Source organism: Rathayibacter sp. VKM Ac-2929, from assembly GCF_022815495.1.
GTDB lineage: Bacteria > Actinomycetota > Actinomycetes > Actinomycetales > Microbacteriaceae > Rathayibacter > Rathayibacter festucae.
On record NZ_JALGRV010000004.1, the window covers coordinates 129,325 to 155,753 of the forward strand.

The following is a 26,429-nucleotide window of genomic DNA, read 5'->3' on the forward strand; positions in this document are numbered from 1 at the left end:
CGCCGTGAGACATCACCGTTCGAGCAGGCGACGCACCGCCGTCACCTTCCTCGTCATCGCCGCCGTCGTCGGACTGTTCATCGGCAAGCTGGTCGACATCCAGGTCGTCCGCGCCAACGAGCTGACCGACGAGGCGGCGCAGAACCAGTCGAACAGCGTCATCACCTACGGCACCCGCGGCTCGATCGTCGACCGCTCCGGCACGGTGCTCGCCGACGCCACGACCCGGTACCGGCTGACGACCTCGCCGAAGAACGTCGCGGAGTTCCTGCGCGAGATGCCCGACGGCCAGGAGGTGATGGTCAGCGTCGAGCAGGCCGCCTCCGAGATCGGCGCCATCACCGGGCAGACGGTCCCGCAGATCGTCACGGCCGTGAGCGACGCGGTCGCGAAGGACCCGAAGGCGAACTACCTGATCCTCTCCGAGGGCCTCGACCTCGAGGCGTACCAGAAGCTCGTCGCCCTCGACATCCCGTGGACCTACTTCGAGACGCAGCAGGGCCGGACCTACCCGAACGGCGCGGTCGCCGGCAACCTGGTCGGCTACGTGGGCGGCGACGGCGCCGCCCAGGAGGGCATGGAGTACGCCGAGAACGCCTGCCTCGCCGGGGCCAACGGCTCCGAGAGCTACGAGCGCAGCGCCGACTACGTCCGCATCCCCGGCAGCACCGTGGCGGAGACCCCCGCGGTCGACGGCGGGACGCTCGAGCTGACCATCGACGCCGACCTGCAGTACTACTCGCAGCAGGTGCTCGCGCAGCGGGTCGCCGAGGTCGGCGGCAGCTACGGCATCGTCGTGGTGCAGGAGGTCAAGACCGGCAAGCTCCTGACCGTCGCCGAGACCCCGACCGTCGACCCGAACAACGTCTCGGCGAGCGCACCGGCCGACCGCGGCTCGCGCGCCTTCCAGAGCCCGTTCGAGCCCGGCTCGACCTTCAAGCCGATGACGGCGGCGATGCTGATCGACCAGGGCCTCGCGAGCCCGACGAGCCAGGTCGTCGTCCCCGACACCTTCGAGAAGGACGGCGCCTCGTTCAGCGACGACTTCGCGCACACGCCCACGAACTACACGCTGACCGGGATCCTCAAGGACTCCTCGAACGTCGGCATCGCGATGATGGGCTCCAAGCTCTCCGCGTCGCAGCGCTACGACTACCTGAAGAAGTTCGGCCTCGGCGCCTCGACCGCTGTCGACTTCCCCGGCGAGACCGGCGGCCTCCTCGCCGACTCCGAGGACTGGGACAACCAGACCAACTACACGACGATGTTCGGGCAGGGCGTCTCGGCGACCGCGGTCCAGGTCGCGAGCATCTACCAGACCCTCGGCAACGGCGGGGTGCGCCTGCCCGCGCAGCTGGTCGAGGGCTGCACCATGCCCGACGGCTCGGTGATCGACGTGCCCGACACCACCGGCACCCCGGTGGTCTCCGCCGGTGCCGCGAAGGACGTCGTGGACATGCTGCAGACCCACTACAACGAGGGCTGGCTGGCGAACGACATCCACGTCGACGGCTACAACATCGCCACCAAGACCGGCACGGCGCAGCAGCCGGACGGCAACGGCGGCTACTCGAAGAGCTACACCGTCTCGCTGGCCGGCCTCGCGCCCGCGGAGGACCCGGAGTACGTCGTGACGGTCACCATCGCCGATCCGGTTAAGATGAACACGTCCCAGGCGACGGCCCCCGTGTTCCAGCAGGTCATGACGCAGGTGCTCAAGACCAACCGGGTGGAGCCGTCCACGGTCCCGCCGGTGGAGTACCCCACCACGTGGTGACCGCCCTCTCCAGGACACGACCCAGCAGACCAGAACCAGCACGAGCACCAGCACGAGAGAAAGAGCGGGCATTGCACGACACTCGCCCGCAGTCCTCCCTCCGGCCCGAGCACCCGGCGCCCCGAGCGCTCGCGCAGCTCGTCGCCGAGTTCTCGCTCGGGCCCGTCCGCGGGGTCGAGGGCGTCGAGGTCAGCGGGGTCACCCTCGACTCGCGCTGCGTCGAGCCGGGCGACCTCTACGTCGGCGTCGCCGGCCGGGCCGCGCACGGCGCCGCCTTCGCCGCCGGTGCCGCCGCCGCCGGTGCGGTCGCGGTGCTGACCGATCCCGAGGGCGCCGAGCTGGCCGCCGGCAGCGGCCTCCCCGTGCTGGTCACGCCCGACCCCCGCGCCGCCCTCGGCGACGTCGCGGCCTGGATCCACCGCACCCGCGAGGACGCGCCGACGCTGTTCGGCGTGACCGGGACCAACGGCAAGACGAGCGTGGTCTACCTGCTCGACGCGCTGCTGCGCCGCCTCGGCGTCGTCTCCGGTCTCAGCTCGACCGCCGAGCGCCGCATCGGCGACGTGGCGGTCGTCAGCTCGCTGACCACTCCGGAGGCGAGTGAGCTGCACGGTCTGCTCGCCCGGATGCGGGAGTCCGCGGTGCGCGCGGTCTCCATCGAGGTCTCCGCGCAGGCGCTCACCCGCCACCGGATCGACGGCCTCGTCTTCGACGTGGTCGGCTTCACCAACCTGACGCACGACCACCTCGACGACTACACCGACATGGCGCACTACTTCGAGGCGAAGGCCGACCTGTTCGGTCCGGACCGCGCGCGCCGCGGCGTGGTGACCGTCGACAGCAGCTGGGGCCGCGAGCTCGTCGAGCGCAGCCGCATCCCCGTGACGACGCTCGCCAGCTCGCCCGTCGTCGGAGTCGCTCCGAGCACGCCGGCCGACTGGTCGATGACCGTCGTCGAGAGCACCGCCGACGGCACGACCTTCCGCCTCGAGGGGCCCGAGAACCGCTCGGTCGTCGTGAGCATCCCGCTGATCGGCTGGTACATGGCGGCCAACGCGGCGCTCGCGATCGTCATGCTCGTCGAGTCGGGCTTCGACCTCGAGGCCATCGCGCACGCTCTGGGCGAGGGCGCACTCGACGTCTACATCCCCGGTCGCGCCGAGCGCGTCTCCGGGGACCGCGGTCCGCGCGTCTACGTCGACTACGGCCACACCCCGGACGCGTTCTCGAACGCACTCGAGGCGCTGCGGGCGCTGACGCCCGGCCGGCTGATCATGGTCTTCGGCGCCGACGGCGACCGGGACACCACGAAGCGGGCCGACATGGGGCGCATCGCCGCGGAGCTGTCCGACGTCGTGATCGTGACCGACTTCCATCCGCGCTGGGAGGACCCGGCGGCGATCCGCGCCGTCCTCGTCGGCGCGGCGACCGAGGCCGTGCCCGGCCGGGAGATCCACGAGATCCCCGACCCGCGGGCCGCCGTGCGGGCGGCCGTCGCCCTCGCGGACGAGGGCGATGCGATCCTCTACGCCGGACCCGGCCACGAGGACTATCAGGAGATTGCAGGAGTGCACATGCCGTATTCGGCCAGAGACGACGTCCGGCAGGCCCTGCGCGAGGCGGGCTGGCTCTAGATGATCGCCCTGACCCTCACCGAGATCGCCGCGGCCGTCTCCGGCCGGCTGCACCTCGCCGGCTCCTCCGCCAACGCGAGCACCGTCGTCGACGGCGCGACCGAGACCGATTCGCGCGAGATCGCGCCCGGCGGGATCTTCGTCGCCAAGCGCGGCGAGCACACCGACGGCCACCTCTTCGCTCCGGTCGCCGTCGAGCGCGGCGCCGCCCTGCTGATCGTCGAGCGGCCGCTCGACCTCGACGTGCCGCAGGTGCTCGTCGACGACTCCGTCGAGGCGCTCGGCGCCCTGGCGACCGAGGTCGTCCGCCGCGTGCGCGCGCTCGGGAACCTCACCGTCCTCGCGGTCACCGGCTCCAACGGAAAGACGACCACCAAGAACCTCCTCCGCACGATCCTCGAGCGCGAGGGCGAGACCGTCGCCCCGCAGGGCTCGTTCAACAACGAGGTCGGTGCGCCGATCACGATGCTGAAGGTGTCGCCCTCGACGCGCTTCCTGGTGGCCGAGATGGGCGCGAGCGCGGTCGGCGAGATCCGCCGCCTCGTCCGGATGGCGAAGCCCGACGTGGGGATCGTCCTCGCGGTGGGCCTCGCTCACGCCGGCGAGTTCGGCGGCATCGAGCGCACGCTCGAGGCGAAGACCGAGATGGTCGCCGACCTGACGGCCGACGACGTCGCGGTGCTGAACGCCGACGACGGCCGCGTCGCCTCGATGCAGGCGAGGACCGCCGCCCGGGTGCTGTGGTTCGGCCACGGCGAGCAGGCCGACGTCCGCGCCGTCGACATCGAGCCGACGGCCGAGGGCACCCGCTTCACCGTCGAGATCAGCGCCGGGGAGGGCCGCGAGGCCGCCCGCGCCGAGCTCTTCCTCCGCGTCCTCGGCGAGCACCACGTGATGAACGCGCTGGCGGCCACCGCGGCCGCGCTCTCCGTCGGCGTCCCGCTCGACGCGATCGTCGACGCGCTCGGCACCGTCACGCTCGCCGAGCGCTGGCGCATGCAGGTGCTCGGCGGCGCCGACGTCACGGTCGTCAACGACGCGTACAACGCCAGCCCCGACTCCACCGCCGCCGCCCTGCGGACCCTCGCCCAGATCGCGAAGCCGGAGGGGCGCACCGTCGCGGTCCTCGGCGAGATGAGCGAGCTGGGGGAGTGGGCCGACGAGGAGCACGACCGCGTGGGCCTGCTCGCCGTCCGGCTCAACATCGCGCAGATCGTGGTGGTCGGCGCGAAGGCGCGACGGATCCACGTCGCCGCCGAGCGCGAGGGCTCCTGGAGCGGCGAGTCCGTCTTCGTCGAGACCGCCGACGAGGCGTACGACCTGCTCGACGGCTATCTTCGGAGCGGCGACACCGTCCTGGTGAAGTCGTCCAACTCCGCCGGGCTGCGATTCCTGGGCGACCGACTGGGAGAGCGCCACCGATGAGAGCACTCCTTCTGGCCGGAGCCTTCTCCGGCGCCTTCACGCTGCTGCTGACGCCCCTGTTCATCCGGCTGTTCCACCGCCTGCAGTGGGGCCAGTTCATCCGCGAGGACGGACCGAAGTCGCACCACGTCAAGCACGGCACGGCGACGATGGGCGGCATCGTCATCATCATCGCCACCGTGGCGGGCTACTTCCTCGGCTCGCTCTTCGGCAACCGGGCGCTCGCGCCGTCGGCGCTGCTGGTGCTGTTCATGATGGTCGGGCTCGGCTTCGTCGGCTTCATCGACGACTTCCTGAAGACCCGCAACCAGCGCAGCCTCGGGCTCGGCGGCTGGGCCAAGATCGCCGGGCAGATCATCGTCGCGGCGGCCTTCGCGGTCATCGCGATCATGGTGCGCGACTCCAACGGACTGACGCCGGCCTCGACGTCGATCTCGTTCATCCGCGACCTGCCGTTCGACTTCGCCGCGCTCGGCTGGATCGGCATCGGGCTGTTCGTGCTCTGGATCTGCGTGATCGTGACCAGCACGTCCAACGGCGTCAACGTCGCGGACGGCCTCGACGGCCTCGCGACCGGCTCGTCGATCCTCGCGATCGGCTCCTACGTCATCATCGGCTTCTGGCAGTCCAACCAGTGGTGCTTCGACGCACAGCTCAACCCCGAGGTGGCCGACAAGTGCTACCAGGTGAGCGATCCGTTCGACCTCGCGATCATCGCCGCGGCGATCTCCGGCGCGCTCGTGGGCTTCCTCTGGTGGAACACCTCGCCCGCGCAGATCTTCATGGGCGACACGGGCTCGCTCGGCCTCGGTGGCGCGCTCGCGGCCCTCGCGATCCTCACCCGCACCGAGCTGCTCGTCATCCTGATCGGCGGACTGTTCGTCATCGTCACCGGCTCGGTGATCGTGCAGCGGATCTACTTCAAGCTCACCCGGGGCAAGCGCATCTTCCTGATGAGCCCGCTCCACCACCACTTCGAGCTCAAGGGCTGGGCCGAGATCACGGTGGTGGTCCGCTTCTGGATCATCGCCGGCATCTTCGTCGCGGCCGGCGTCGGGCTCTTCTACCTCGAATGGCTCTCCCTGGCATGACCGATCCCGCCTCGTCCGCCCGCCCCGAGTCGCTGACCAGCTGGCACGCCGACTGGCGCGGTCTCCGCGTCGCCGTGCTCGGCCTCGGGGTCACCGGCTTCTCCGTCGCCGACACGCTGACCGAGCTGGGCGCCGAGGTGCTCGTCCTGGCCGATCGCGCCGACGAGGAGCGCGAGCGCCTGCTCGAGGTGATCGGGGCGCGCCTGCACCGGGCCGAGCGGCTCGACCGCGTCCCGGTGGAGCTGGCGTCGTTCGACCCCGAGCTCGTCGTCGTCTCGCCCGGCTTCGCGCCGACGCATCCGCTCGTCGCGTGGGCGGGGGAGTCGGGCATCGCGCTCTGGGGCGACGTCGAGCTCGCCTGGCGCGTGCGCGACAAGGTCGTCCGTGCCGACGGCACCCCGGCCGACTGGGTGCTGGTCACCGGCACGAACGGCAAGACCACGACCGTGCAGCTCACCGCGACGATGCTCGTCGCCGGCGGGCTGCGGGCCGCCCCCTGCGGCAACATCGGCATCCCCGTGCTCGACGCGGTCCGTGACCCGCAGGGCTTCGACGTCCTGGTGGTCGAGCTCTCGAGCTACCAGCTGCACTACCTCGGCCGGATCGAGCCGCTCGCGAGCACCTGCCTGAACATCGCCGACGACCATCTCGACTGGCACGGGACCTTCGAGGCCTATCGCGCCGCGAAGGCGAAGGTCTACGCGAACACCCGGGTCGCCTGCGTCTACAACCGCGCCGACGCCGCCACCGAGCAGATGGTGGTCGACGCCGAAGTGATCGAGGGCGCGCGCGCGATCGGCTTCGGCCTGGGGGTCCCCGGGCCGAGCGACTTCGGCGTCGTCGACGGCATCCTCTGCGACCGCGCCTTCCTCGAGGACCGCGCGACGAGCGCGATCGAGATCGCGACCGTCGACGAGCTCGCCGCTCGCGGACTCGCCGCCCCGCACATCGTGCAGAACGTGCTGGCGGCCGCCGCGCTCTCGCGGGCCTGCGGCATCGAGCCCGCCGCCGTCCGCCGCGCCCTCGCGACCTTCGAGCTCGACGCGCACCGCATCCAGGTGGTCGCGGAGAGCTCCGGCGTGGTCTGGGTGAACGACTCCAAGGCCACCAATCCGCACGCCGCCGACGCCTCGCTCCGGGCCTACCCGTCCGTCGTCTGGCTCGTCGGCGGGCTGCTGAAGGGCGTCGACATCGACGCTCTCGTGGGCGCCCACGTCGGCCGGCTGCGCGGCGCCGTGGTCATCGGCGCGGACCGCGCGGAAGTCCTCGAGGCATTCCGGCGACACGCGCCCGCCCTCCCCGTGACCGAGGTGGTCCCGGATGACACTGGGGCGGTGATGCAGGCGGCCGTCGAGGCCGCCGCGGTGCTCGCCCGCACGGGTGACGTCGTCCTGCTCGCACCTGCTGCGGCGTCGATGGACCAGTTCCGCGACTACGCGGAGCGGGGCCGCTTCTTCGCGGCCGCCGTGGCGACGTATCTGGGAGGGGGAGCCGATGACCGCTCCGACGACGAACCGCAGCCCGGGCCGCTCGCGCACTGACCGCTCGCGCGCCGAGGCGTCCGAGGGCGAGCAGCACAAGGAGCGCGGCGGACTGCGCACCGCGCGGATCGTGCTCGCCCGCGTCCTCGCCTCGGGATCGCCGAACTTCTTCCTGCTCTTCGGCACGACGCTCTTCCTCGTGCTCTTCGGGCTGACGATGGTGCTCTCCTCCTCGTCGGTCACCTCCTACGTCCGGAGCGACGACTCCTTCGGCGGCTTCTTCCGCCAGGGCGGCTTCGCCCTGCTCGGCGTGCCGCTGATGCTCGTGGTGTCGCGCGTGCCGATCCGCTTCTGGAAGAAGGCGACACCCCTCCTGCTCGGGGCCGGCTGCGTCCTGCAGCTGCTCGTGCTCTTCTCGCCGCTCGGCTGGGAGGTCGGCGGCAACCGCAACTGGCTGCGGATCGGCGGCTTCACGATGCAGCCGTCCGAGATCATCAAGCTCGCGCTCGCGCTCTGGCTCGGCCTGCTGCTCGCCCGCCGCTACCGCGGCCCCAAGGACTGGAAGGACGCGCTGATGCCCGTCCTGATCGTCGCGGGCGGCTCGATCGGCCTCGTCCTCGGCGGCGGCGACCTCGGCACCGTCCTGATCCTCGCCGGCATCGTCCTGGCTGCGCTCTTCTACTCGAACGTGCAGATGAAGGTGCTGATCCCGATCGTGCTCGTCGGCGCGGTCGGCGCCGTGCTCTTCGCGGTCTCGAGCGAGAACCGGCTGACCCGGATCATGTCCTTCCTCGGTGACTGCTCGGGCTCGGAGCAGTACGAGACCTCCTGCTGGCAGCCCGTGCACGGCACCTGGGCGATGGCCTCCGGCGGCATCTTCGGCGTCGGCCTCGGCAACTCCAAGGCCAAATGGTCCTGGCTGCCCGCGGCCGACAACGACTACATCTTCGCGATCATCGGCGAGGAGCTCGGCCTGATCGGGGCGATCGTGGTCCTCGCGCTCTTCGTCGTCCTGGCGATCGCGTTCTTCCGCATCATCCACGCGTCCACCGACCCGTTCGTCCGCATCACGACCGGCGCCGTCATGGTCTGGCTGATCGGCCAGGCGTTCGTCAACATCGGGGTGGTGCTCGGGGTGCTCCCGGTGCTCGGAGTGCCGCTGCCGCTGATCTCCTCCGGAGGCACCGCCCTGCTCAGCTCGCTCCTTGCCATCGGCGTCGTGCTCTCCTTCGCACGCCACCAGACCTCGCCGAGCGACGGCGCCGCCGCGCGCGCCGCCAAGAAGGCCGCCGCCCGATGACCCGCTACCTGCTCGCCGGCGGCGGGACCGCCGGCCACGTCAATCCGCTGCTCGCCACGGCCGACGAGATCCGGGCGCGCCACCCGGACGACGAGGTCCTCGTCCTCGGCACGGCCGAGGGACTCGAGGCACGACTGGTGCCGCTGCGCGGCTACGAGCTGTCGGTGATCCCGCGCCTGCCGTTCCCGCGCCGTCCCAACGGCGCCGCCCTGCGCTTCCCCTCCGCCTTCCGCGCGACGATCGACGGCATCGTCCGCACTCTCCGCGAGCGCCGGATCGACGCGGTCGTCGGCTTCGGCGGCTACGCGGCCGCGCCCGCCTACCTCGCCGCCCGGCGCGCCGGGATCCCGTTCGTGGTGCACGAGGCCAACGCCCGGCCCGGTCTCGCCAACCGGCTCGGCGCCCGCTTCACCCCGTTCGTCGGCGTCGCCTTCGAGGGCACGCCGCTGCGCAACGCGCAGGTCGTCGGGATGCCGCTGCGCCGCGAGATCGCGCAGCTGGACCGCGCGGCCGTGCGCGACGAGGCGATGGCCGCCTTCGGTCTCGATCCCGCACGCCGCACCCTGCTCGTGACCGGCGGCTCGCTCGGTGCCCGGCGGATCAACGCGACCGTGCACGCGAGCGCCGCCGCGCTCGTGGCGACCGGCTTCCAGGTGCTGCACATCACCGGCGACCGCGCCGAGATCGCCGACCCCGGCGTCGCGGGGTACCAGCTGCTGGCCTACTGCGACCGGATGGACCTCGCTCTCGCCGCCGCGGACGTCGCGGTCTCCCGCGCCGGAGCGGCCACCGTGAGCGAGCTCAGCGCGCTCGGCCTCCCTACGGTGTACGTGCCCTACCCGGTCGGCAACGGCGAGCAGCGCTTCAACGCCCGCGGTGTCGTCGATGCGGGCGGAGCGCTCCTCGTCGAGGACTCGGCGTTCACCCCGGCCTGGGTCGCGAGCGACCTGGTGCCGCTCCTGCACGACGCTCCGCGCCTCGCCGACATGGGTCGCCGTGCCGCGTCCGTCGGCGTGCGCGACGGCTCCGGCCGGCTGGTCGACCTCATCGGCTCCGGTCTCCGTCCGCACTGATCCCTCCGCGGTTAAACTGATCCCTTCGTCCGGCCTGCGGCACCCCGCACGCCGCGCCGACCACCCGAAAGCGAGAGCCCCGTGATCAAGCCCGACCTCGGCATCACCGTCCCCGACGAGCTCGGCTCGGTCCACTTCATCGGCATCGGCGGCTCGGGGATGAGCGGGATCGCGCGGCTGTTCCACCGCGCCGGTCACCGCGTCACCGGCTCCGACGTGCGCGAGTCGCACCCGATCGAGCAGCTCCGCGAGCTCGGCATCCCGGTCGCCATCGGGCACGACGCGGCGCATCTCGGCGACGCCGAGGCCGTCGTCGTCACGTCGGCGCTCTGGCCGGACAACCCCGAGTACCTGCTGGCGAAGGAGCGCGGCCTGCCCGTCCTGCACCGCTCGCAGGCGCTCGCCTGGCTCGTCCGCGGCAAGCGCCTCGTCGCCGTCGCCGGCGCACACGGGAAGACCACCTCGACCGGCATGATCGTCACCGGTCTGCTCGGTCTCGACGCCGACCCCAGCTTCGTCAACGGCGGCATCATCGAGGGCCTCGGCACGTCCTCGGCGGCCGGCTCCGGCGAGGTCTTCGTCGTCGAGGCGGACGAGTCCGACGGCAGCTTCCTGCTCTACGACACCGCGGTCTCGCTCGTGACCAACGTCGACCCGGACCACCTCGACCACTACGGCTCGCTCGAGGCGTTCGAGGAGGCGTTCGTCACCTTCACCTCGAGCGCGCGCGAACTGGTCGTCATCTCCTCCGACGACCCCGGCGCCGTGAGCGTCACCCGCCGCATCGACGGACCGAAGGTCCTGACCTTCGGCGAGGCGGAGGGCTCGGACGCCCGCGTGGTCGATCTCGAGCTGGTCGGCCCGGTCGGCTTCACCGTCGAGTACGAGGGCCGCCGCTACACGACGCGCCTGCGCATCCCGGGCCGCCACAACGCGATCAACGCGGCGGGCGCCTTCGCCGTGCTCGTCGGCCTCGGCTTCGAACCGGCTCCGGCCCTCGCCGCGATCTCCGAGTTCGGCGGCACCGAGCGCCGCTTCGAGCTGCACGGCGCCGTGCGCGGCGTGAGCGTCTACGACGACTACGCGCACCACCCCACCGAGGTCGCCGCCGCCCTGTCGGCCGCGAGGACCGTCGTCGGCACCGGCCGGATCATCGCCGTGCACCAGCCGCACCTCTACAGCCGCACCAGGCTCTTCGCCCGCGAGTTCGCCGAGGCGCTGGAGACCTACGCCGACGAGACGATCGTGCTCGACGTCTACGGCGCGCGCGAGGACCCCGAGCCCGGCGTCACCGGCGCGCTGGTCAGCGAGAAGTTCGCCGACCCCTCGCACGTCTCGTTCCTCGCCGACTGGCAGGAGGCGTCCCGCCGCACCGCGGAGATCGCGCGCGAGGGCGACTTCGTGATCACCCTCGGCTGCGGTGACGTCTACCGGATCATCCCGCAGCTGCTCGAGTCGCTCGGCGCGAGCGAGGTCGCGCCGGTCGCGCGATGAAGCGGCCGGACGGCGTGCGGCCGCCGAGCGGAGTGCGTTCCGCGCCCGCTCGTCCGGCGAGCCCTCCGCCGGCGCAGTCGCGTCCGTCCGGCGACGACGAGCACCCCACCGAGCCGATCCGGCTGACGACGCCGGCGTCGCTGCGGCTGCCGTCCGCTCCCCGGAGTGCGGCGGGGAAGCTGCAGGCCGAGCGGATGAAGGCGGAGAAGGCGGCGGAGGCCGGGAGACCGGCGAAGGCCGCACCGGCGAAGGTCGCACCCGCGAAGCTCGCACCTGAGAAGGCGACGTCCGAGAAAGCGGTACCCGCGCGTGCCGAGCCCGCCACGGCCGAGTCGGAGAGGACGCCGCCCGGGACGGCGGCCGAGCCGCGGAGGACGCCGCTGTCCCGGCTCCGGGGTCTCCCACTGCCCGGGTCGGAGGGTCACGCGCTCGCGAAGGCGGCCCGGGAGCGCCGGCGCTTCGAGCGCGGCGAGGTCCGCCGCTTCACCAAGCGCGCACGCCGCCGCCGCACCATCGCCCTGGTCACGGCCGGCTCGCTCGTCGTCCTCGCCCTGGTCGTCGCGGTCGCGGCGTACTCGCCGCTGATGGCCGTCAAGACGATCGAGATCACCGGCACCCAGCGCGTCAGCGCCGAGGACATCCAGAACTCGCTCGCCGACCAGGTCGGGGTGCCGCTCACGCTGGTGGACCGCGCCGCCGTCGGGCGGGTGCTCGGCAGCTACCCCCTGGTGCGCAGCTACTCCGTGCAGACGCGACCGCCGAGCACGCTCATCGTCAGCGTCGTCGAGCGGACCCCGGTCGGCGTGATCGCCGACGGCGCCGAGTTCGACCTCGTCGACCCGGCGGGCGTGGTGATCGAGACGGCGCCCGCCGCGCAGGAGGGCTACCCGCTGCTCAGCACGCCGACCGGCTCCGCCTCGGGAGCGGCGTTCCGCGCGACCGCGCGCGTGCTGCTCACCCTGCCCGAGTCGCTCGAGAGCCAGGTCGCCTCGGCGGCCGCGACCACGGGGGACGACGTCTCCCTGACCCTCGCGGACGGCGCGGTCGTCTTCTGGGGCGGGTCGGACGACTCCGCGCTCAAGGCCGTCGTCCTGGAGAAGCTGATGGCGGCGACGGACCCCGCGGCGGTCGCCTCCTACGACGTCTCCTCGCCCGAGGCCGCCGTCGTCGCCCGGCGATGAGCGGCGCGCCGGACGGATCCGCGCGGCTCTTTTCCGATTGCGGGCGTGTCTGTCGCAGGGTGGCGCGCACTCCGCCTACCGTCGAGCCCACACCCCAAATGCATACTCAGCATAACTTTAAGCCTCAACTACAGGTTTAAGGTTCAGCCCGGAGGCCGGACACGTGACTTCAAACCAGAACTACCTCGCCGTGATCAAGGTCGTCGGCATCGGCGGTGGCGGCGTCAACGCCGTCAACCGCATGATCGAGCTCGGCCTCCGCGGCGTCGAGTTCATCGCGATCAACACCGACGCGCAGGCGCTGCTGCTCAGCGACGCGGACGTCAAGCTCGACGTCGGCCGCGAGCTGACCCGCGGACTCGGCGCCGGCGCCGACCCCGAGGTCGGCCGCCGCGCCGCCGAGGACCACGCGGAGGAGATCGAGGAGGTCCTCGCGGGCGCCGACATGGTCTTCGTCACCGCGGGCGAGGGCGGCGGCACCGGCACCGGCGGCGCGCCCGTCGTTGCCCGCATCGCGAAGTCGATCGGCGCGCTCACCATCGGTGTCGTCACGAAGCCCTTCGGCTTCGAGGGCCGCCGCCGCCAGACCCAGGCCGAGGCGGGTGTCGCGACCCTGAAGAACGAGGTCGACACCCTCATCGTCGTCCCGAACGACCGCCTGCTCGAGATCAGCGACCGCGGCATCTCGATGCTCGAGGCGTTCGCCACGGCCGACCAGGTGCTGCTCGCCGGTGTCCAGGGCATCACCGACCTGATCACCACCCCGGGCCTGATCAACCTCGACTTCGCCGACGTCAAGTCGGTCATGCAGGGCGCCGGCTCCGCGCTGATGGGCATCGGCTCGTCGCGCGGGGCGGACCGGGCGATCAAGGCGGCCGAGCTGGCCGTCGCGTCCCCGCTGCTCGAGGCCAGCATCGACGGCGCGCACGGCGTGCTGCTCTCCATCCAGGGCGGATCGAACCTCGGCATCTTCGAGATCAACGACGCGGCGCGCCTGGTCCAGGAGGCCGTGCACCCCGAGGCGAACATCATCTTCGGTGCCGTGATCGACGACACCCTCGGTGACGAGGTGCGCGTCACCGTGATCGCGGCGGGCTTCGACGGCGGTGAGCCCGGCGCGACCGGTCCCGCGGCCGTCGCCGCGCCGCGCCCGCAGCAGAGCCTGCCCGCGGAGGCGTCGTCCGAGCCCGCCCCGGCCCCGGTCGCCGCGCCGTCGGCCGGGTCGATCTGGTCGAGCACCCCCGTCGCCGCGCCGGCTCCCGTCGCCGACCCGTCGTTCGACGACGACGAGAGCGACCTCGACATCCCCGACTTCCTCAAGTAGTCGCCGCTGTGGTGGATCGCGAGCTGGCCGAGCGCTGGGCCTCGGTGACCGAGCAGGTCGCCGACGCCGCCCGCTCGGCCGGTCGCGACCCGTCGGAGCTGACCACGATCGTGGTCACCAAGTACCACCCCGTCTCCCTCCTGCGCGACCTCCTCGAGCTCGGCGTCGCCGACTTCGGCGAGAACCGTCACCAGGAGGCGCAGGAGAAGGCGGCCGAGCTCGCCGGCACGCCCGCGCGCTGGCACTACATCGGCCAGCTGCAGAGCAAGAAGGCGCGCCAGGTCGAGCGCTACGCGAGCTCGATCCACTCGGTCGACCGGCTCGCCCTCGTGCCGCTGCTCGACGCCGGCCCGCCGGAGCCCGGGCAGGCGCCGCTCGACGTGTTCCTGCAGGTCAATCTGACCGACGACCCCGACCGCGGGGGAGCGGCCCCCGGCGAGGTCGAGCCGCTCGCGGAGGCCCTCGCGGCCGCCCCGGGGTTGGTCCTGCGCGGCGTGATGGCCGTCGCTCCGCTCGGCGAGGAGCCCCGCCCGGCCTTCGCGCGGCTGCGCGCGATCTCGGAGCGGGTCCGCTCGATCGCCCCCGGTGCGACCGGCATCTCCGCCGGCATGTCGAACGACTTCGCCGACGCGATCGCCGAGGGTGCGACACACCTGCGAATCGGGTCGGCAATCACCGGCAATCGGCCCGCCCGCCCGTAGCCTCGTCGTGACCCAGCTGTGGGTGCGACGACAACACGGAGGACACTGATGGCCAACCCGCTGAAGAAGACGATGGTGTACCTCGGACTCGCCGACGAAGAGGTCGAGTACGAGCGTGCCGAGACCGTCGAGGCGGCCCCCGCGACAGCGCACCGCGCCCCGGTCTCCCCGGTCCAGCCGGTCCCGCCGGTCGAGCCGACCCCGCAGCAGCCCCGCGCGACGGTCACCCCGCTCCGCAAGCCCACCCCCCAGACCCCGAAGGCGACGGCACACGCTGAGATGAACGAGATCCTCACCGTCCACCCCAAGCAGTACCGCGACGCTCAGGTGATCGCGGAGAACTTCCGCGACGGCATCCCCGTCATCATCAACCTCTCGCAGATGAGCGACGCCGACGCGCGCCGCCTGATCGACTTCGCCAGCGGCCTCTCGCAGGGCCTCTACGGCCGCATCGAGCGCGTCACGAGCAAGGTGTTCCTCCTCTCCCCGTCGCACATCACGGTCGCGGGCGATTCGGCCTCCGCCGAGAGCGACGCCGACGCGTCGTTCTTCGCGAAGTCCTGATCCCGGGAGCCCTGTCGTTCGGTGAGCTCCGTCATCTCGCTCTTCGCGAGCGTCCTCTACTTCGCGCTCCTGCTGTACTTCTTCGCCATGTGGGCGCGGTTCGTCCTGGATCTCGTCCGGGTGATCCGCCGCGAATGGCGCCCTCGCGGCGTGGGACTCGTGGCGGCCGAGACCGTCTACACGGTCACGGATCCGCCGATCTCCTTCTTCCGCCGCGTGATCAAGCCGGTCTCGATCGGTCCGATCGCCCTCGACTTCGGCTGGAGCCTCACCATGCTCTGCGTCATCGTGGGCATGTACATCGCCACCTGGCTCCAGCGCGTCTGATGCCCGGCGGTGCACGGGTCGCCCGCGTCCCCTGTATCGTTGGCGTCGATCGGACGTGCTCCGCTGTGCCCGCACTGCGCCGCGCGCTCCCAGTTGCTAGCTTTAGTCGTTGCTAGCTCCAGCCGAACGTTCTTGAACGTGTACCTACTTGAAATCGAAGGTGGAAAGCCATGGCGCTCACTCCCGAAGATGTTGTCAACAAGCGGTTCCAGCCGACGAAGTTCCGCGAGGGATACGACCAGGACGAGGTCGACGACTTCCTCGACGAGGTCGTCGTGGAGCTCCGCCGCCTGAACCAGGAGAACGAGGAGCTGCGCCAGCGCCTCTCCTCCGGTGACTCGCGGCCGATGGACGCCCCCGTCGCGTCCACGCCGGCCCCCGCTCCCGTGGTCGACGAGACCCCGGCTCCCGAGCCGGAGCCCGAGCCCGAGCCGGAGCCCACCCCGGCTCCCGCCCAGGCCGCTCCCGCCGCCTCGCAGTCGGCTCCGGTCGACGAGGCCGAGAGCTCCAGCGGACTCCTGCAGCTCGCGCGCCGTCTCCACGAGGAGCACGTCCGCGAGGGCGCCGACAAGCGCGACGCTCTCGTCGCCGAGGGCCGTGCCACCGCCGCGCGCATCGTCGCCGAGGCCGAGGCCAAGCAGCGTGCCCAGGTCGCGAAGCTCGAGGAGGAGCGCGCGACGGTCGAGCACCGCATCGACGAGCTCCGCACCTTCGAGCGCGAGTACCGCCAGAAGCTGAAGAGCTACATCGAGGGCCAGCTCCGCGACCTCGACACCCAGCCGGTGTCGGCCGAGTCGTCCTCGTTCCCCGGCTTTGGGGCGTAGCACCACCGCAGCGAACGTCAGGCCGAGGGTGCTCGTCACCCTCGGCCTCGTTGCGCTCGCGGTGTTCGCGATCGACCAGACCGCGAAGCACCTCGTCAGCACCGGGCTCACGCTCGGTGAGGACGTGCACGTCCTCGGCGACGTGCTGATCCTGCACTACGTGAAGAACCCCGGAGCCGCGTTCTCGCTCGCGAGCGGCTCCACCTGGATCTTCTCGATCATCGCCGCGTGCGTGGTCGTCGCCGTGATCTGGTTCTCCCGGCGCATCCGCTCGACGGCGTGGGCGCTGTTCTTCGGGCTGCTGCTCGGCGGCACGCTCGGCAACCTGTTCGACCGGCTCTTCCGCGAGCCGTCGTTCGGTCTCGGCCACGTGGTCGACTTCCTCTACACGCCGTGGCTGCTGCCGGCGATCTACAACGTCGCCGACATCGCGATCTGCACGGCGATGGGGCTCTTCGTGATCCTCAGCCTGCGCGGCGTGAACCTCGACGGCACGCGCTCCTCGCGCAAGGCCGAGCAGGCCGCCGCGGAGGACGGTGCGGACACCGACAGCACCGCGGCGATCGACTCCGAGCCGCGCGGCGGCGCCTGATGGTGCAGTCCCGCGCGCTGCCCGTCCCCGACGGACTCGCCGGCCTCCGCGCCGACGCGGCCGTCGGCAAGCTCCTCGGCTTCTCGCGCACCTTCGCCGCCGAGGTCATCGACGCCGGCGGCGTCACCGCCGACGGCCGGGTCCTCGACAAGAGCGATCGCGTCGCCGCGGGCGCCTGGCTCAGCGTCGAGTGGAGTCCCCGCGAGGAGCCGCGCATCGTCCCGATCGCGGTCCCCGACCTGGGGATCGTCCACGACGACGACGACATCGTGGTGATCGACAAGCCCGTCGGGGTCGCGGCGCACCCGGCCGTCGGCTGGGAGGGCCCGACCGTGCTCGGCGCCCTCGCCGCGGCAGGCTTCACGATCTCGACCTCCGGCGCCGCCGAGCGGGCGGGCATCGTGCACCGGCTCGACGCCGGCACGAGCGGCCTGATGGTCGTCGCGAAGTCCGAGCGCGCGTACACCCACCTCAAGCGCGCCTTCCACGACCGGCTGGTCGAGAAGATCTACCACGCCGTCGTGCAGGGGCACCCCGATCCGCTGACCGGCACGATCGACGCGCCGCTCGGACGCCACCCCTCCTCGGACTGGAAGTTCGCGATCCGCGCCGACGGCAAGCCCTCGGTCACGCACTACGAGACGATCGAGGCGTTCCCCTTCGCCTCGCTCCTCGAGATCCGGCTCGAGACCGGCCGGACGCACCAGATCCGCGTGCACATGGCGGCCCAGCGCCACCCCTGCGTGGGCGACGCGATGTACGGAGCCGACCCCACGCTCTCCAAGCGCCTCGGCCTCACCCGGCAGTGGCTGGACGCCGTGCGGCTGGCCTTCACCCACCCGGGCACGGGGGAGTGGGTGCAGTTCGAGGCGACCTACCCGGACGACCTCGCGCACGCGCTGGACGTCCTCCGCGGGGAGTGACGCGGGTAGACTTTCGGTCTCCCTGCCCGCAGTCCGTCGGAGGCGCATCCTTTGCCGAGTAACGATTCCTTCGTCCACCTGCACGTGCACAGCGAGTACTCGATGCTCGACGGTGCCGCCCGGGTCAAGCCGCTGATCGACGCGGCGGTGGAGGAGGGCATGCCGGCGATCGCCGTCACCGACCACGGCAACGTGTTCGGCGCCTTCGACTTCTGGCGCACCGCGACCGCGGCGGGGATCAAGCCGATCATCGGCACCGAGGCGTACATCACCCCCGGCACGCACCGCTCGGACAAGACCCGGATCCGCTGGGGCGACGGCGGCGGCGACGACGTCTCCGGCTCGGGCGCCTACACGCACATGACGCTGCTGAGCTCGACGACGACCGGCATGCACAACCTCTTCCGGCTCTCCTCGCGCGCCTCGATCGAGGGCTACTACTTCAAGCCCCGGATGGACCGCGAGATCCTCGCCGAGCACTCCGAGGGCCTCATCGCGACCACCGGCTGCCCGAGCGGCGAGGTGCAGACGCGCCTGCGCCTCGGGCAGTACAAGGAGGCGCGCCAGGCGGCCGCGGACTACCGCGACATCTTCGGCAAGGAGAACTACTTCGCCGAGATCATGGACCACGGCCTCGACATCGAGCGCCGCGTCATCGGCGACGTGATCCGGCTGGCGAAGGACCTCGATCTGCCGCTGGTGGCCACGAACGACCTGCACTACACCCACGCGCACGACGCCACCTCGCACGCGGCGCTGCTCTGCGTGCAGTCGGGCACCACGCTCGACGACCCCAAGCGCTTCAAGTTCGACGCGGACGAGTTCTACCTCAAGTCCCCGCGCGAGATGCGCCAGGTCTTCCGCGACCACCCCGAGGCCTGCGACAACACGCTGCTGATCGCCGAGCGCTGCGACGTGCAGTTCGACACCTCCGCGAACTACATGCCGCGCTTCCCTGTCCCCGAGGGCGAGACCGAGGACACCTGGTTCGTGAAGGAGGTCGAGGCCGGGCTCAACGAGCGCTATCCGGACGGGATCTCCCAGGAGGTGCGCGACCGCGCCGACTACGAGACCCGCGTCATCCTTCAGATGGGCTTCCCGGGCTACTTCCTCGTCGTCGCCGACTTCATCAACTGGTCCAAGCGCAACGGCATCCGCGTCGGCCCGGGCCGCGGCTCCGGAGCCGGCTCGATGGCCGCCTACGCGATGAAGATCACCGACCTCGACCCGCTGAAGCACGGCCTGATCTTCGAGCGCTTCCTCAACCCCGACCGCGTCTCGATGCCCGACTTCGACGTCGACTTCGACGACCGTCGCCGCGGCGAGGTCATCCGCTACGTCACCGACAAGTACGGCGACGAGCGCGTCGCGCAGATCGTCACCTACGGCACCATCAAGGCGAAGCAGGCGCTCAAGGACGCGTCGCGCGTGCTCGGCTTCCCGTTCGGGATGGGCGAGAAGCTGACCAAGGCGATGCCGCCCGCGATCATGGGCAAGGACATCCCGCTGACCGGGATCAACGACCCCGAGCACCCGCGCTACAAGGAGGCGCTCGACGTCCGGAACGTCATCGCCGAGGACCCGCAGGCGAAGCTCGTCTTCGAGACGGCCCTGGGCCTGGAGAACCTCAAGCGCCAGTGGGGCGTCCACGCGGCCGGCGTGATCATGTCGAGCGATCCGCTCAAGGACATCATCCCGATCATGAAGCGGGAGCAGGACGGCCAGATCGTCACGCAGTTCGACTACCCCGCGTGCGAGTCGCTCGGCCTGATCAAGATGGACTTCCTGGGGCTGCGGAACCTCACGATCATCGACGACGCCCTCGACAACATCCGCGCCAACCGCGGTCAGGACCTCGTCCTCGAGGACCTCGCGCTCGACGACCCGGCCGCCTACGAGCTGCTGGCCCGCGGCGACACGCTCGGCGTCTTCCAGCTCGACGGGGGGCCGATGCGCGGGCTCCTGCGCCTGATGAAGCCCGACAACTTCGAGGACATCTCCGCGGTCCTCGCGCTCTACCGGCCGGGCCCGATGGGTGCCGACTCGCACACCAACTACGCGCTGCGGAAGAACGGCGTCCAGGAGATCACCCCGATCCACCCGGAGCTCGAGGAGCCGCTCGCCGAGGTGCTCGGCGGCACCTACGGGCTGATCGTCTACCAGGAGCAGGTGATGTCGATCGCGCAGAAGCTCGCGGGCTTCACGCTGGCGCAGGCCGACCTGCTCCGCCGCGCGATGGGCAAGAAGAAGAAGTCCGAGCTGGACAAGCAGTTCGAGGGCTTCTCCGGCGGCATGGCCGACAACGGCTACTCGATGGCCGCGGTGAAGACCCTCTGGGACATCCTGCTGCCCTTCTCCGACTACGCGTTCAACAAGGCGCACTCGGCCGCGTACGGCGTCATCTCCTACTGGACCGCCTACCTCAAGGCGCACTTCCCCGCGGAGTACATGGCCGCGCTGCTCACCAGCGTCGGCGACTCCAAGGACAAGATGGCCGCCTACCTCAACGAGTGCCGACGGATGGGCATCAAGGTGCTGCCGCCGGACGTCAACGAGTCGATCGGCTTCTTCACCGCCGTGGGGCCCGACATCCGCTTCGGCCTCGGTGCCGTCCGCAACGTCGGGACCAACGTCGTCGAGGGCATCCGGGTCGCCCGGGAGGAGAAGGGGCGCTTCGAGTCGTTCCACGACTTCCTCCGCAAGGTGCCGCTCCCGGTCGCGAACAAGCGCACCATCGAGTCGCTGATCAAGGCGGGCGCGTTCGACTCGCTCGGCTCGACCCGGCGCGCGCTCGTCGAGGTGCACGAGGACGCGGTCGAGGCCGCCGTCGGCGAGAAGCGCAACGAGGCCAACGGCCAGGTCGGGTTCGACTTCGACAGCCTCTGGGACGAGCCGCAGGCCGCGATCCAGGTGCCGACCCGGCCGGAGTGGGCCAAGCGGGACAAGCTCGCCTTCGAGCGCGACATGCTCGGCCTCTACGTCTCCGATCACCCGCTCGCCGGGCTCGAGACGGAGCTGGCCAAGCACTACAGCACGACGATCGCCGACCTCCTGGTCTCGGAGTCGATCGGCGACGGCGAGACGGTGGTCGTCGCCGGACTCGTCACGAGCGTGCAGCACCGGATGGCGAAGGCCTCCGGCAACCAGTACGGGATGATCCAGGTCGAGGACTTCGGCGGCGAGATCACCTGCATGTTCATGGGCAAGGCGTACCAGGAGTTCGCTCCGGCGCTGACGAACGACTCCATCGTCGTCGTGCGCGGCCGCGTCAGCATGCGCGACGACGGCATGAACCTGCACGCGTTCAGCCTCTTCGCTCCCGAGATGAGCCAGGACGGCGACTCCGGGCCGCTGACCGTCTCGATGCCGGAGTCGCGTGCGACCACCGACACCGTCTCGCAGCTCAGCGACGTGCTCATCCGCCACTCCGGCCGCACAGAGGTCCGCCTCAAGCTGATCAAGGGCGACACGGCCCGCGTCTTCGAGGTCCCGTTCCCGGTCCGGATCACCCCGGACCTCTTCGGCGAGCTGAAGAGCCTGCTGGGTCCGAACTGCCTGTACTGAGCCGCGCCGACGCGGCGCGCGCTGCACATGCTGGTCGCGTAGCCGCGGAGCGGCGTCTCGAGACCCGGCGACCGGTGCGGGGCGGCGTCTCGAGATCGCGCTTGGACGGCGCGGGAGGCGCCCGCGGGGGAGCGGCGCGAGCGCGGCCGGTAGGCTGGGGCGGCCATGATTCAGACTCTCGATCTGCGGGGGCGACGTCCGTCCGCCGCCGAGCTCCTCGCCCTCGTTCCGCGCAATCCGGGCACCTCCGCCGCCGTCGGGCCCGTCGTCGCCGAGCTGATCGCCGACGTCCGCGCGCGCGGCGCCGAAGCGCTGCTCGAGCAGGCGGAGCGCCTCGACGGCGTCCGCCCGCCGCACCTGCGCGTGCCCGCCGAGGAGATCGCCGCGGCGGTCCGCGACCTCGACCCCGCGATCCGCGCGGCCCTCGAGGAGGCGATCGTCCGCGTCCGCAAGGCCAGCGCCGCGCAGATCCCGCCGGCCCGCACCACGGTGCTCGACGACGGCGCCACCGTCACCCAGCGCTGGCAGCCCGTCGGCCGCGCCGGCCTCTACGTCCCCGGCGGCAAGGCCGTCTACCCCTCCAGCGTGATCATGAACGCCGTGCCCGCCCAGGTCGCCGGCGTCGGCTCCGTCGCGATCGCCTCGCCACCGCAGAAGGCGTTCGGCGGCTCCGTGCACCCGACGATCCTCGCCGCCGCCGGGCTCCTCGGCGTCGACGAGGTCTACGCGATGGGCGGCGCGGGAGCGGTCGCCGCCCTCGCCTACGGTGTCGACTCCCTCGGCCTCGACCCGGTCAGCATCATCACCGGTCCCGGCAACGTCTGGGTCACCACCGCCAAGCGCCAGGTGCTCGGCCAGGTCGGCATCGACTCCGAGGCCGGACCCACCGAGATCCTCGTCATCGCCGACTCCAGCGCCGACCCGCGCCTGATCGCCGCCGACCTGGTCAGCCAGGCCGAGCACGACGAGGCCGCCTCCGCCGTGCTCGTCACCGACGATCCTGCCCTCGCCGAGGCCGTCGGCCGCGAGATCGTCGAGCAGGCCGGGCGCACCCAGCACTCCGAGCGCGTCGGCATCGCCCTCTCCGGTCCGCAGTCGGCCCTCGTGATCGTCGACGACCTCGAGATCGCCTGCGCGTTCAGCGACGCCTACGGCCCCGAGCACCTCGAGCTGCACACCGTCGACCCCGAGGCCACCGCCGAGCGGATCCACGACGCCGGCGCCGTCTTCCTCGGCCCGACCACCCCGGTGAGCCTCGGCGACTACCTGGCCGGTTCCAACCACGTGCTGCCGACCCTCGGGCAGGCGCGCTTCTCCTCCGGTCTCGGCGCGCACACCTTCCTCCGCCCGCAGCAGCTCGTCTCCTACGACCGCGCCGCCCTGCAGCGGGTCGCCCCGCACATCCGCGCGCTGAGCGACGCCGAGGCGCTCCCCGCGCACGGCGACGCCGTCGACGCCCGCTTCGCCTGACCTCGAGAGGCACCCGAGATGTTCTGCCCCTTCTGCCGGCACCCCGACTCCCGCGTGATCGACTCGCGCACCAGCGACGACGGCCTCTCCATCCGCCGCCGCCGCCAGTGCCCGTCCTGCGGCCGCCGCTTCTCCACCACCGAGACGGCGAGCCTCGTCGTGATCAAGCGCAGTGGAGTCGTGGAGCCGTTCAGCCGCGAGAAGATCGTCAGCGGCGTCCGGAAGGCCTGCCAGGGCCGCCCGGTGACCGACACCGACCTCGCCGTGCTCGCCCAGCGGGTCGAGGAGAACCTCCGCTCCACCGGCGCCTCGCAGATCGACGCGAACGACATCGGCCTCGCCATCCTCGTCCCCCTCCGCGAGCTGGACGAGGTCGCCTACCTGCGCTTCGCGAGCGTCTACCAGGCGTTCGACTCCCTCGACGACTTCGAGTCGGCGATCGCCCTGCTGCGCGCCGAGCGCCCCGCCGCCCTGCACACCGCCGACGAGCTGTGAGGGCCGCCGTGTACCCGCTGCTGTTCTCCACCGTGCTCAAGCGCCTCGATCCCGAGCGTGCGCACCACCTCGCCTTCCCGGTGATCCAGGCGCTCGGCCCCGTCGCCCCGCTCGTCCGCCGGCTCACCGTGCCGCGCGCCGACCTCTCGGTCGAGGCGCTCGGCCTGCGCTTCCGGACGCCGTTCGGCGTGGCCGCCGGCTTCGACAAGGACGCGACCGCCGTGCTCGGTCTCGGCGCGCTCGGCTTCGGCCACGTCGAGGTGGGCACGCTGACCGCCCGCGTCCAGCCCGGCAACGACCGCCCGCGTCTCTTCCGGCTGATCGCCGACCGCGCGCTGATCAACCGGATGGGCTTCAACAACCACGGCGCCCGTGCGGCGGCCGGTCGCCTCGCCCGCCTGCGCAGTGCCCGGGGCCGCCCCGTGATCGGCGTCAACATCGGCAAGAGCCGGGTGGTCGACGTCGACGACGCGGTCGAGGACTACCTGGTCAGCGCCCGGATGCTCGCGCCGCTCGCCGACTACCTGGTCGTCAACGTCAGCTCGCCGAACACCCCGGGTCTGCGCGGCCTGCAGGAGATCGACAAGCTCGAGCCGCTGCTCGCCGCGGTCGCCGAGGCGGCGGACACGACTCCGCTGCTGGTCAAGATCGCGCCGGACCTCTCGGACGAGGAGGTCGTCCGCGTCGCCGAGCTCGCGGTGCGCCTCGGCCTCGCCGGCGTCATCGCCACGAACACCACCCTGTCCCGCGAGGGACTGCGCACCGACCGCGCCGTCGTCGAGCGTGCGGGAGCGGGCGGGCTCTCCGGCGCTCCGCTCGCCGCGCGCGCACTCGAGGTGCTGCGGGTCATCCGCGGTGTCGTCCCCGCGGAGTTCTGCGTGATCTCCGTCGGGGGAGTGGACACCGCGGAGGACGTGCAGGAGCGGCTCGACGCCGGCGCGACGCTGGTGCAGGGCTACTCGGCGTTCGTCTTCCGCGGTCCGCTCTGGGGCCGTCAGATCAACCGCGGGCTCGCCAGGCTGCGCGCCGCGTAGTCCGAGGGCGCCGGGACCGGTCCGGCCTCTGCCGGCCCGGTTCGCGCCGCCGGGTCAGGCCGGGAACGCTCCGCGCTTGACCTGAGGCTTGGGCAGGCGCATCACGCGCAGCTGCAGGGCGCGCATCGCGGCGTACCACGGGATGCCCTTCTCGACCTTGTCGGCGCCGCCGAAGCGCTCGGCGAGCTTCTTCTTCAGGCGGCGGCCCAGCAGGATGCAGTCGAGGACGGCGAGCAGGAAGAACGCCCACAGGATGATCAGGGTGAGCGAGGCGAGCTCGGGCTGCGGGAAGAAGCTGATCAGCAGCACGACGACCATCACCGGGATGAGGAACTCGCCGAAGCTGAAGCGCGCGTCGACGTAGTCGCGGACGTACTTGCGCTGCGGGCCCTTGTCGCGCACCGGCAGGTAGCGCTGGTCGCCGGCGGCCATGCCGACGCGCGCCTGCTCGCGCAGCTCCGCGGTCTTCACGCGGGCGTCCCGCGCGGCCTGCTTGCGGTCGGTCACGACCAGCGGACGCTTGCGGGCGAGCTCCTGCTCGCGGCGCGTCGGGGTCGGCCGGCCCTTCCCGATGGCCGTCACGTCGGCGTCGTCGGGGGTGTCGGGTGCGATCGGGTGCTTGGCCACAGGGGAACGTCCTTGGAATCGAGGGTCTCTTAAGATTACCTCCATGGCTCACGACGCTCCGACTCCGTCCTCCACCCTGTCCGCCGCCGAGGAGGAGGTGCTCGCCGCCGTGCGCGACGACCTGCCCCGCTCGCTCGGCGAGCTCGGCCGGCTCGTCCGGATCCCCTCCGTCTCCTGGGACGGCTTCGACGCCACCCGCGTCGCCGCCAGCGCCGAGGCGATCGCCGAGCTCGCCCGGGAGACGGGTGTCTTCGACGAGGTCTCGATCCGCAGCTCCACCCTCGGCGACTCCGACCTCCTCGGTCAGCCCGCCGTCCTCGCGACGCGGGCCGCACGCAACGGCGCACCCACCGTCCTGCTCTACGCCCACCACGATGTCCAGCCGCAGGGGGCGGAGGAGGCGTGGGAGACGCCGCCGTTCGAGCCGACCGTGCGCGGCGACCGTCTCTACGGCCGCGGTGCCGCGGACGACAAGGCGGGCGTGGTCTCGCACCTCGCCGCCGTCCGGGCCCTGCGCCGGGTGGCGGGCGACGACCACGACCTCGGCCTCGTGCTCTTCATCGAGGGCGAGGAGGAGTTCGGTTCCCGCTCGTTCCCGACCTTCCTCCGCGAGCACCACGACGCGCTGCGGGCCGACGTGATCGTGGTCGCCGACAGCGACAACTGGGACATCGACACCCCCTCGCTCACCGTGGGCCTGCGCGGCAACGTCACGCTGACCCTCACCGTCCGCACCCTCGACCACGCCTCGCACTCGGGCATGCTCGGCGGCGCGGTGCCCGACGCGATGCTCGCGACGATCCGCCTCCTCGACACGCTCTGGAACGAGGACGGCTCGGTCGCGGTCGCCGGGCTCACCGAGCACGACGGTGTGGTTCCGGAGACCACCGAGGAGGACCTGCGCCGCGACTCCGGCCTCCTCGACGGGGTCTCGCCGATCGGCTCCGGTCCCCTCCTCTCCCGGATCTGGTCGAAGCCGTCGATCACGGTCACCGGCATCGACGCGCCCAGCGTGGTGGACGCCTCCAACACCCTCAGCCCGTCGGTGCGGGTCAAGATCAGCGCCCGCATCGCTCCCGGCCAGGAGGCGCAGGAGGGCTTCACCGCCCTCGAGCGGCACCTGCGGGCGCACGCCCCGTTCGGCGCCCACCTCGAGATCGCCGACATCGACACGGGGGAGCCCTTCCTGGTCGACACCTCGGGCTGGGCCGTCGGCCTGGTCGAGCAGGCGATGGCCGACGCCTGGGGCCGTGCGCCGCTGGAGACCAGCGTCGGCGGCAGCATCCCCTTCATCGCCGACCTCGTGCGCGAGTTCCCGGACGCGCAGATCCTGGTCACCGGCGTCGAGGACCCGGACTCGCGCGCGCACAGCCCGAACGAGTCCCTCCACCTCGGCGTCTTCCAGCGCGCGGCGCAGACGGAGGCGCTGTTCCTGCTGCGCGCCGCCGAGCACCGGGCCTGAGCGATTCGGAATAGCCCGGCCCGCGCCCGGGTTGCCACCGTAGAATCGTCGGCAGCACGCCGTCCG

22 protein-coding genes are annotated in these 26,429 nt (G+C 71.7%); 21 read left to right on the forward strand and 1 reads right to left on the reverse strand.

Translation table 11 applies throughout. The features are described 5' to 3' along the window. Window positions 1-4: 4 nt before the first annotated feature. The 20 genes from MT355_RS13180 (at window position 5) to MT355_RS13275 (ending at window position 24,274) form a co-directional block, all read left to right on the forward strand. Window positions 5-1,777: a penicillin-binding protein 2 gene (locus MT355_RS13180; RefSeq protein ID WP_243599891.1), complete on the forward strand. Its 1,773-nt coding sequence runs from the start codon at window positions 5-7 to the stop codon at window positions 1,775-1,777. Window positions 1,778-1,848: 71 nt separating this feature from the next. Then, window positions 1,849-3,411, forward strand: coding sequence for a Mur ligase family protein (locus MT355_RS13185; protein WP_243599892.1), 1,563 nt, complete (start codon window positions 1,849-1,851; stop codon window positions 3,409-3,411). Next, window positions 3,412-4,836, forward strand: a complete 1,425-nt coding sequence (murF, locus tag MT355_RS13190; protein ID WP_123446134.1) for a UDP-N-acetylmuramoyl-tripeptide--D-alanyl-D-alanine ligase — start codon at window positions 3,412-3,414, stop codon at window positions 4,834-4,836. It begins immediately after the preceding gene. Then, entirely contained in the window at window positions 4,833-5,927 is a 1,095-nt protein-coding gene (mraY, locus tag MT355_RS13195; RefSeq protein WP_123446135.1) for a phospho-N-acetylmuramoyl-pentapeptide-transferase, read from the forward strand. The genes murF and mraY overlap by 4 nt, the downstream gene beginning before the upstream one ends. After that, entirely contained in the window at window positions 5,924-7,468 is a 1,545-nt protein-coding gene (gene murD / locus MT355_RS13200; RefSeq protein WP_243599893.1) for a UDP-N-acetylmuramoyl-L-alanine--D-glutamate ligase, read from the forward strand. The genes mraY and murD overlap by 4 nt, the downstream gene beginning before the upstream one ends. Next, entirely contained in the window at window positions 7,422-8,708 is a 1,287-nt protein-coding gene (ftsW, locus tag MT355_RS13205) for a putative lipid II flippase FtsW (protein WP_243599894.1), read from the forward strand. The genes murD and ftsW overlap by 47 nt, the downstream gene beginning before the upstream one ends. After that, window positions 8,705-9,781 (forward strand): glycosyltransferase, encoded by a 1,077-nt coding sequence (locus MT355_RS13210; RefSeq protein WP_243599895.1) that lies wholly within the window; start codon window positions 8,705-8,707, stop codon window positions 9,779-9,781. Before ftsW ends, MT355_RS13210 begins: the two co-directional genes overlap by 4 nt. Before the next feature lie 81 nt (window positions 9,782-9,862). Then, the gene (gene murC / locus MT355_RS13215; RefSeq protein ID WP_243599896.1) at window positions 9,863-11,275 is read left to right on the forward strand and encodes a UDP-N-acetylmuramate--L-alanine ligase; all 1,413 of its coding nucleotides are present in this window, start codon (window positions 9,863-9,865) and stop codon (window positions 11,273-11,275) included. Continuing rightward, a complete protein-coding gene (locus MT355_RS13220; RefSeq protein ID WP_243599897.1) occupies window positions 11,272-12,456 on the forward strand; it encodes an FtsQ-type POTRA domain-containing protein in 1,185 nt (394 codons plus the stop codon). The genes murC and MT355_RS13220 overlap by 4 nt, the downstream gene beginning before the upstream one ends. 163 nt (window positions 12,457-12,619) lie before the next feature. Continuing rightward, entirely contained in the window at window positions 12,620-13,780 is a 1,161-nt protein-coding gene (gene ftsZ / locus MT355_RS13225; protein WP_123704523.1) for a cell division protein FtsZ, read from the forward strand. An 8-nt stretch (window positions 13,781-13,788) separates the two neighbouring features. Then, entirely contained in the window at window positions 13,789-14,481 is a 693-nt protein-coding gene (locus tag MT355_RS13230) for a YggS family pyridoxal phosphate-dependent enzyme (protein ID WP_243599898.1), read from the forward strand. A gap of 48 nt (window positions 14,482-14,529) precedes the next feature. After that, entirely contained in the window at window positions 14,530-15,045 is a 516-nt protein-coding gene (locus tag MT355_RS13235; RefSeq protein WP_123446142.1) for a cell division protein SepF, read from the forward strand. 21 nt (window positions 15,046-15,066) lie between these two features. Further along, window positions 15,067-15,372: a YggT family protein gene (locus MT355_RS13240; protein ID WP_260300677.1), complete on the forward strand. Its 306-nt coding sequence runs from the start codon at window positions 15,067-15,069 to the stop codon at window positions 15,370-15,372. A gap of 170 nt (window positions 15,373-15,542) precedes the next feature. Then, entirely contained in the window at window positions 15,543-16,196 is a 654-nt protein-coding gene (locus MT355_RS13245; protein WP_123446143.1) for a DivIVA domain-containing protein, read from the forward strand. A 28-nt stretch (window positions 16,197-16,224) separates the two neighbouring features. Continuing rightward, on the forward strand, window positions 16,225-16,788 hold the full coding sequence (gene lspA / locus MT355_RS13250) for a signal peptidase II (protein ID WP_123735886.1): 564 nt from the start codon (window positions 16,225-16,227) through the stop codon (window positions 16,786-16,788). 2 nt (window positions 16,789-16,790) lie between these two features. After that, window positions 16,791-17,711, forward strand: coding sequence for an RluA family pseudouridine synthase (locus tag MT355_RS13255; protein ID WP_123733325.1), 921 nt, complete (start codon window positions 16,791-16,793; stop codon window positions 17,709-17,711). A gap of 102 nt (window positions 17,712-17,813) precedes the next feature. Next, window positions 17,814-21,275 (forward strand): DNA polymerase III subunit alpha, encoded by a 3,462-nt coding sequence (dnaE, locus tag MT355_RS13260; RefSeq protein ID WP_243600275.1) that lies wholly within the window; start codon window positions 17,814-17,816, stop codon window positions 21,273-21,275. A 165-nt stretch (window positions 21,276-21,440) separates the two neighbouring features. Continuing rightward, window positions 21,441-22,745 carry a histidinol dehydrogenase gene (gene hisD, locus MT355_RS13265; RefSeq protein WP_243599899.1) on the forward strand — a complete coding sequence of 435 codons (1,305 nt, stop codon included), beginning with the start codon at window positions 21,441-21,443 and terminating at the stop codon, window positions 22,743-22,745. A gap of 18 nt (window positions 22,746-22,763) precedes the next feature. After that, entirely contained in the window at window positions 22,764-23,240 is a 477-nt protein-coding gene (nrdR, locus tag MT355_RS13270; RefSeq protein WP_123446147.1) for a transcriptional regulator NrdR, read from the forward strand. Between the two features lie 8 nt (window positions 23,241-23,248). Further along, entirely contained in the window at window positions 23,249-24,274 is a 1,026-nt protein-coding gene (locus MT355_RS13275; RefSeq protein ID WP_243600276.1) for a quinone-dependent dihydroorotate dehydrogenase, read from the forward strand. Between the two features lie 54 nt (window positions 24,275-24,328). Here MT355_RS13275 and MT355_RS13280 read toward each other — a convergent pair whose 3' ends face one another. Next, on the reverse strand, window positions 24,329-24,901 hold the full coding sequence (locus MT355_RS13280; RefSeq protein ID WP_243587142.1) for a DUF3043 domain-containing protein: 573 nt from the start codon (window positions 24,899-24,901) through the stop codon (window positions 24,329-24,331). Window positions 24,902-24,944: 43 nt separating this feature from the next. Between MT355_RS13280 and MT355_RS13285 the strand changes: the two genes are divergently transcribed. Beyond that, a complete protein-coding gene (locus MT355_RS13285; protein WP_243599900.1) occupies window positions 24,945-26,363 on the forward strand; it encodes a dipeptidase in 1,419 nt (472 codons plus the stop codon). The last annotated feature ends 66 nt before the right edge of the window (window positions 26,364-26,429 follow it).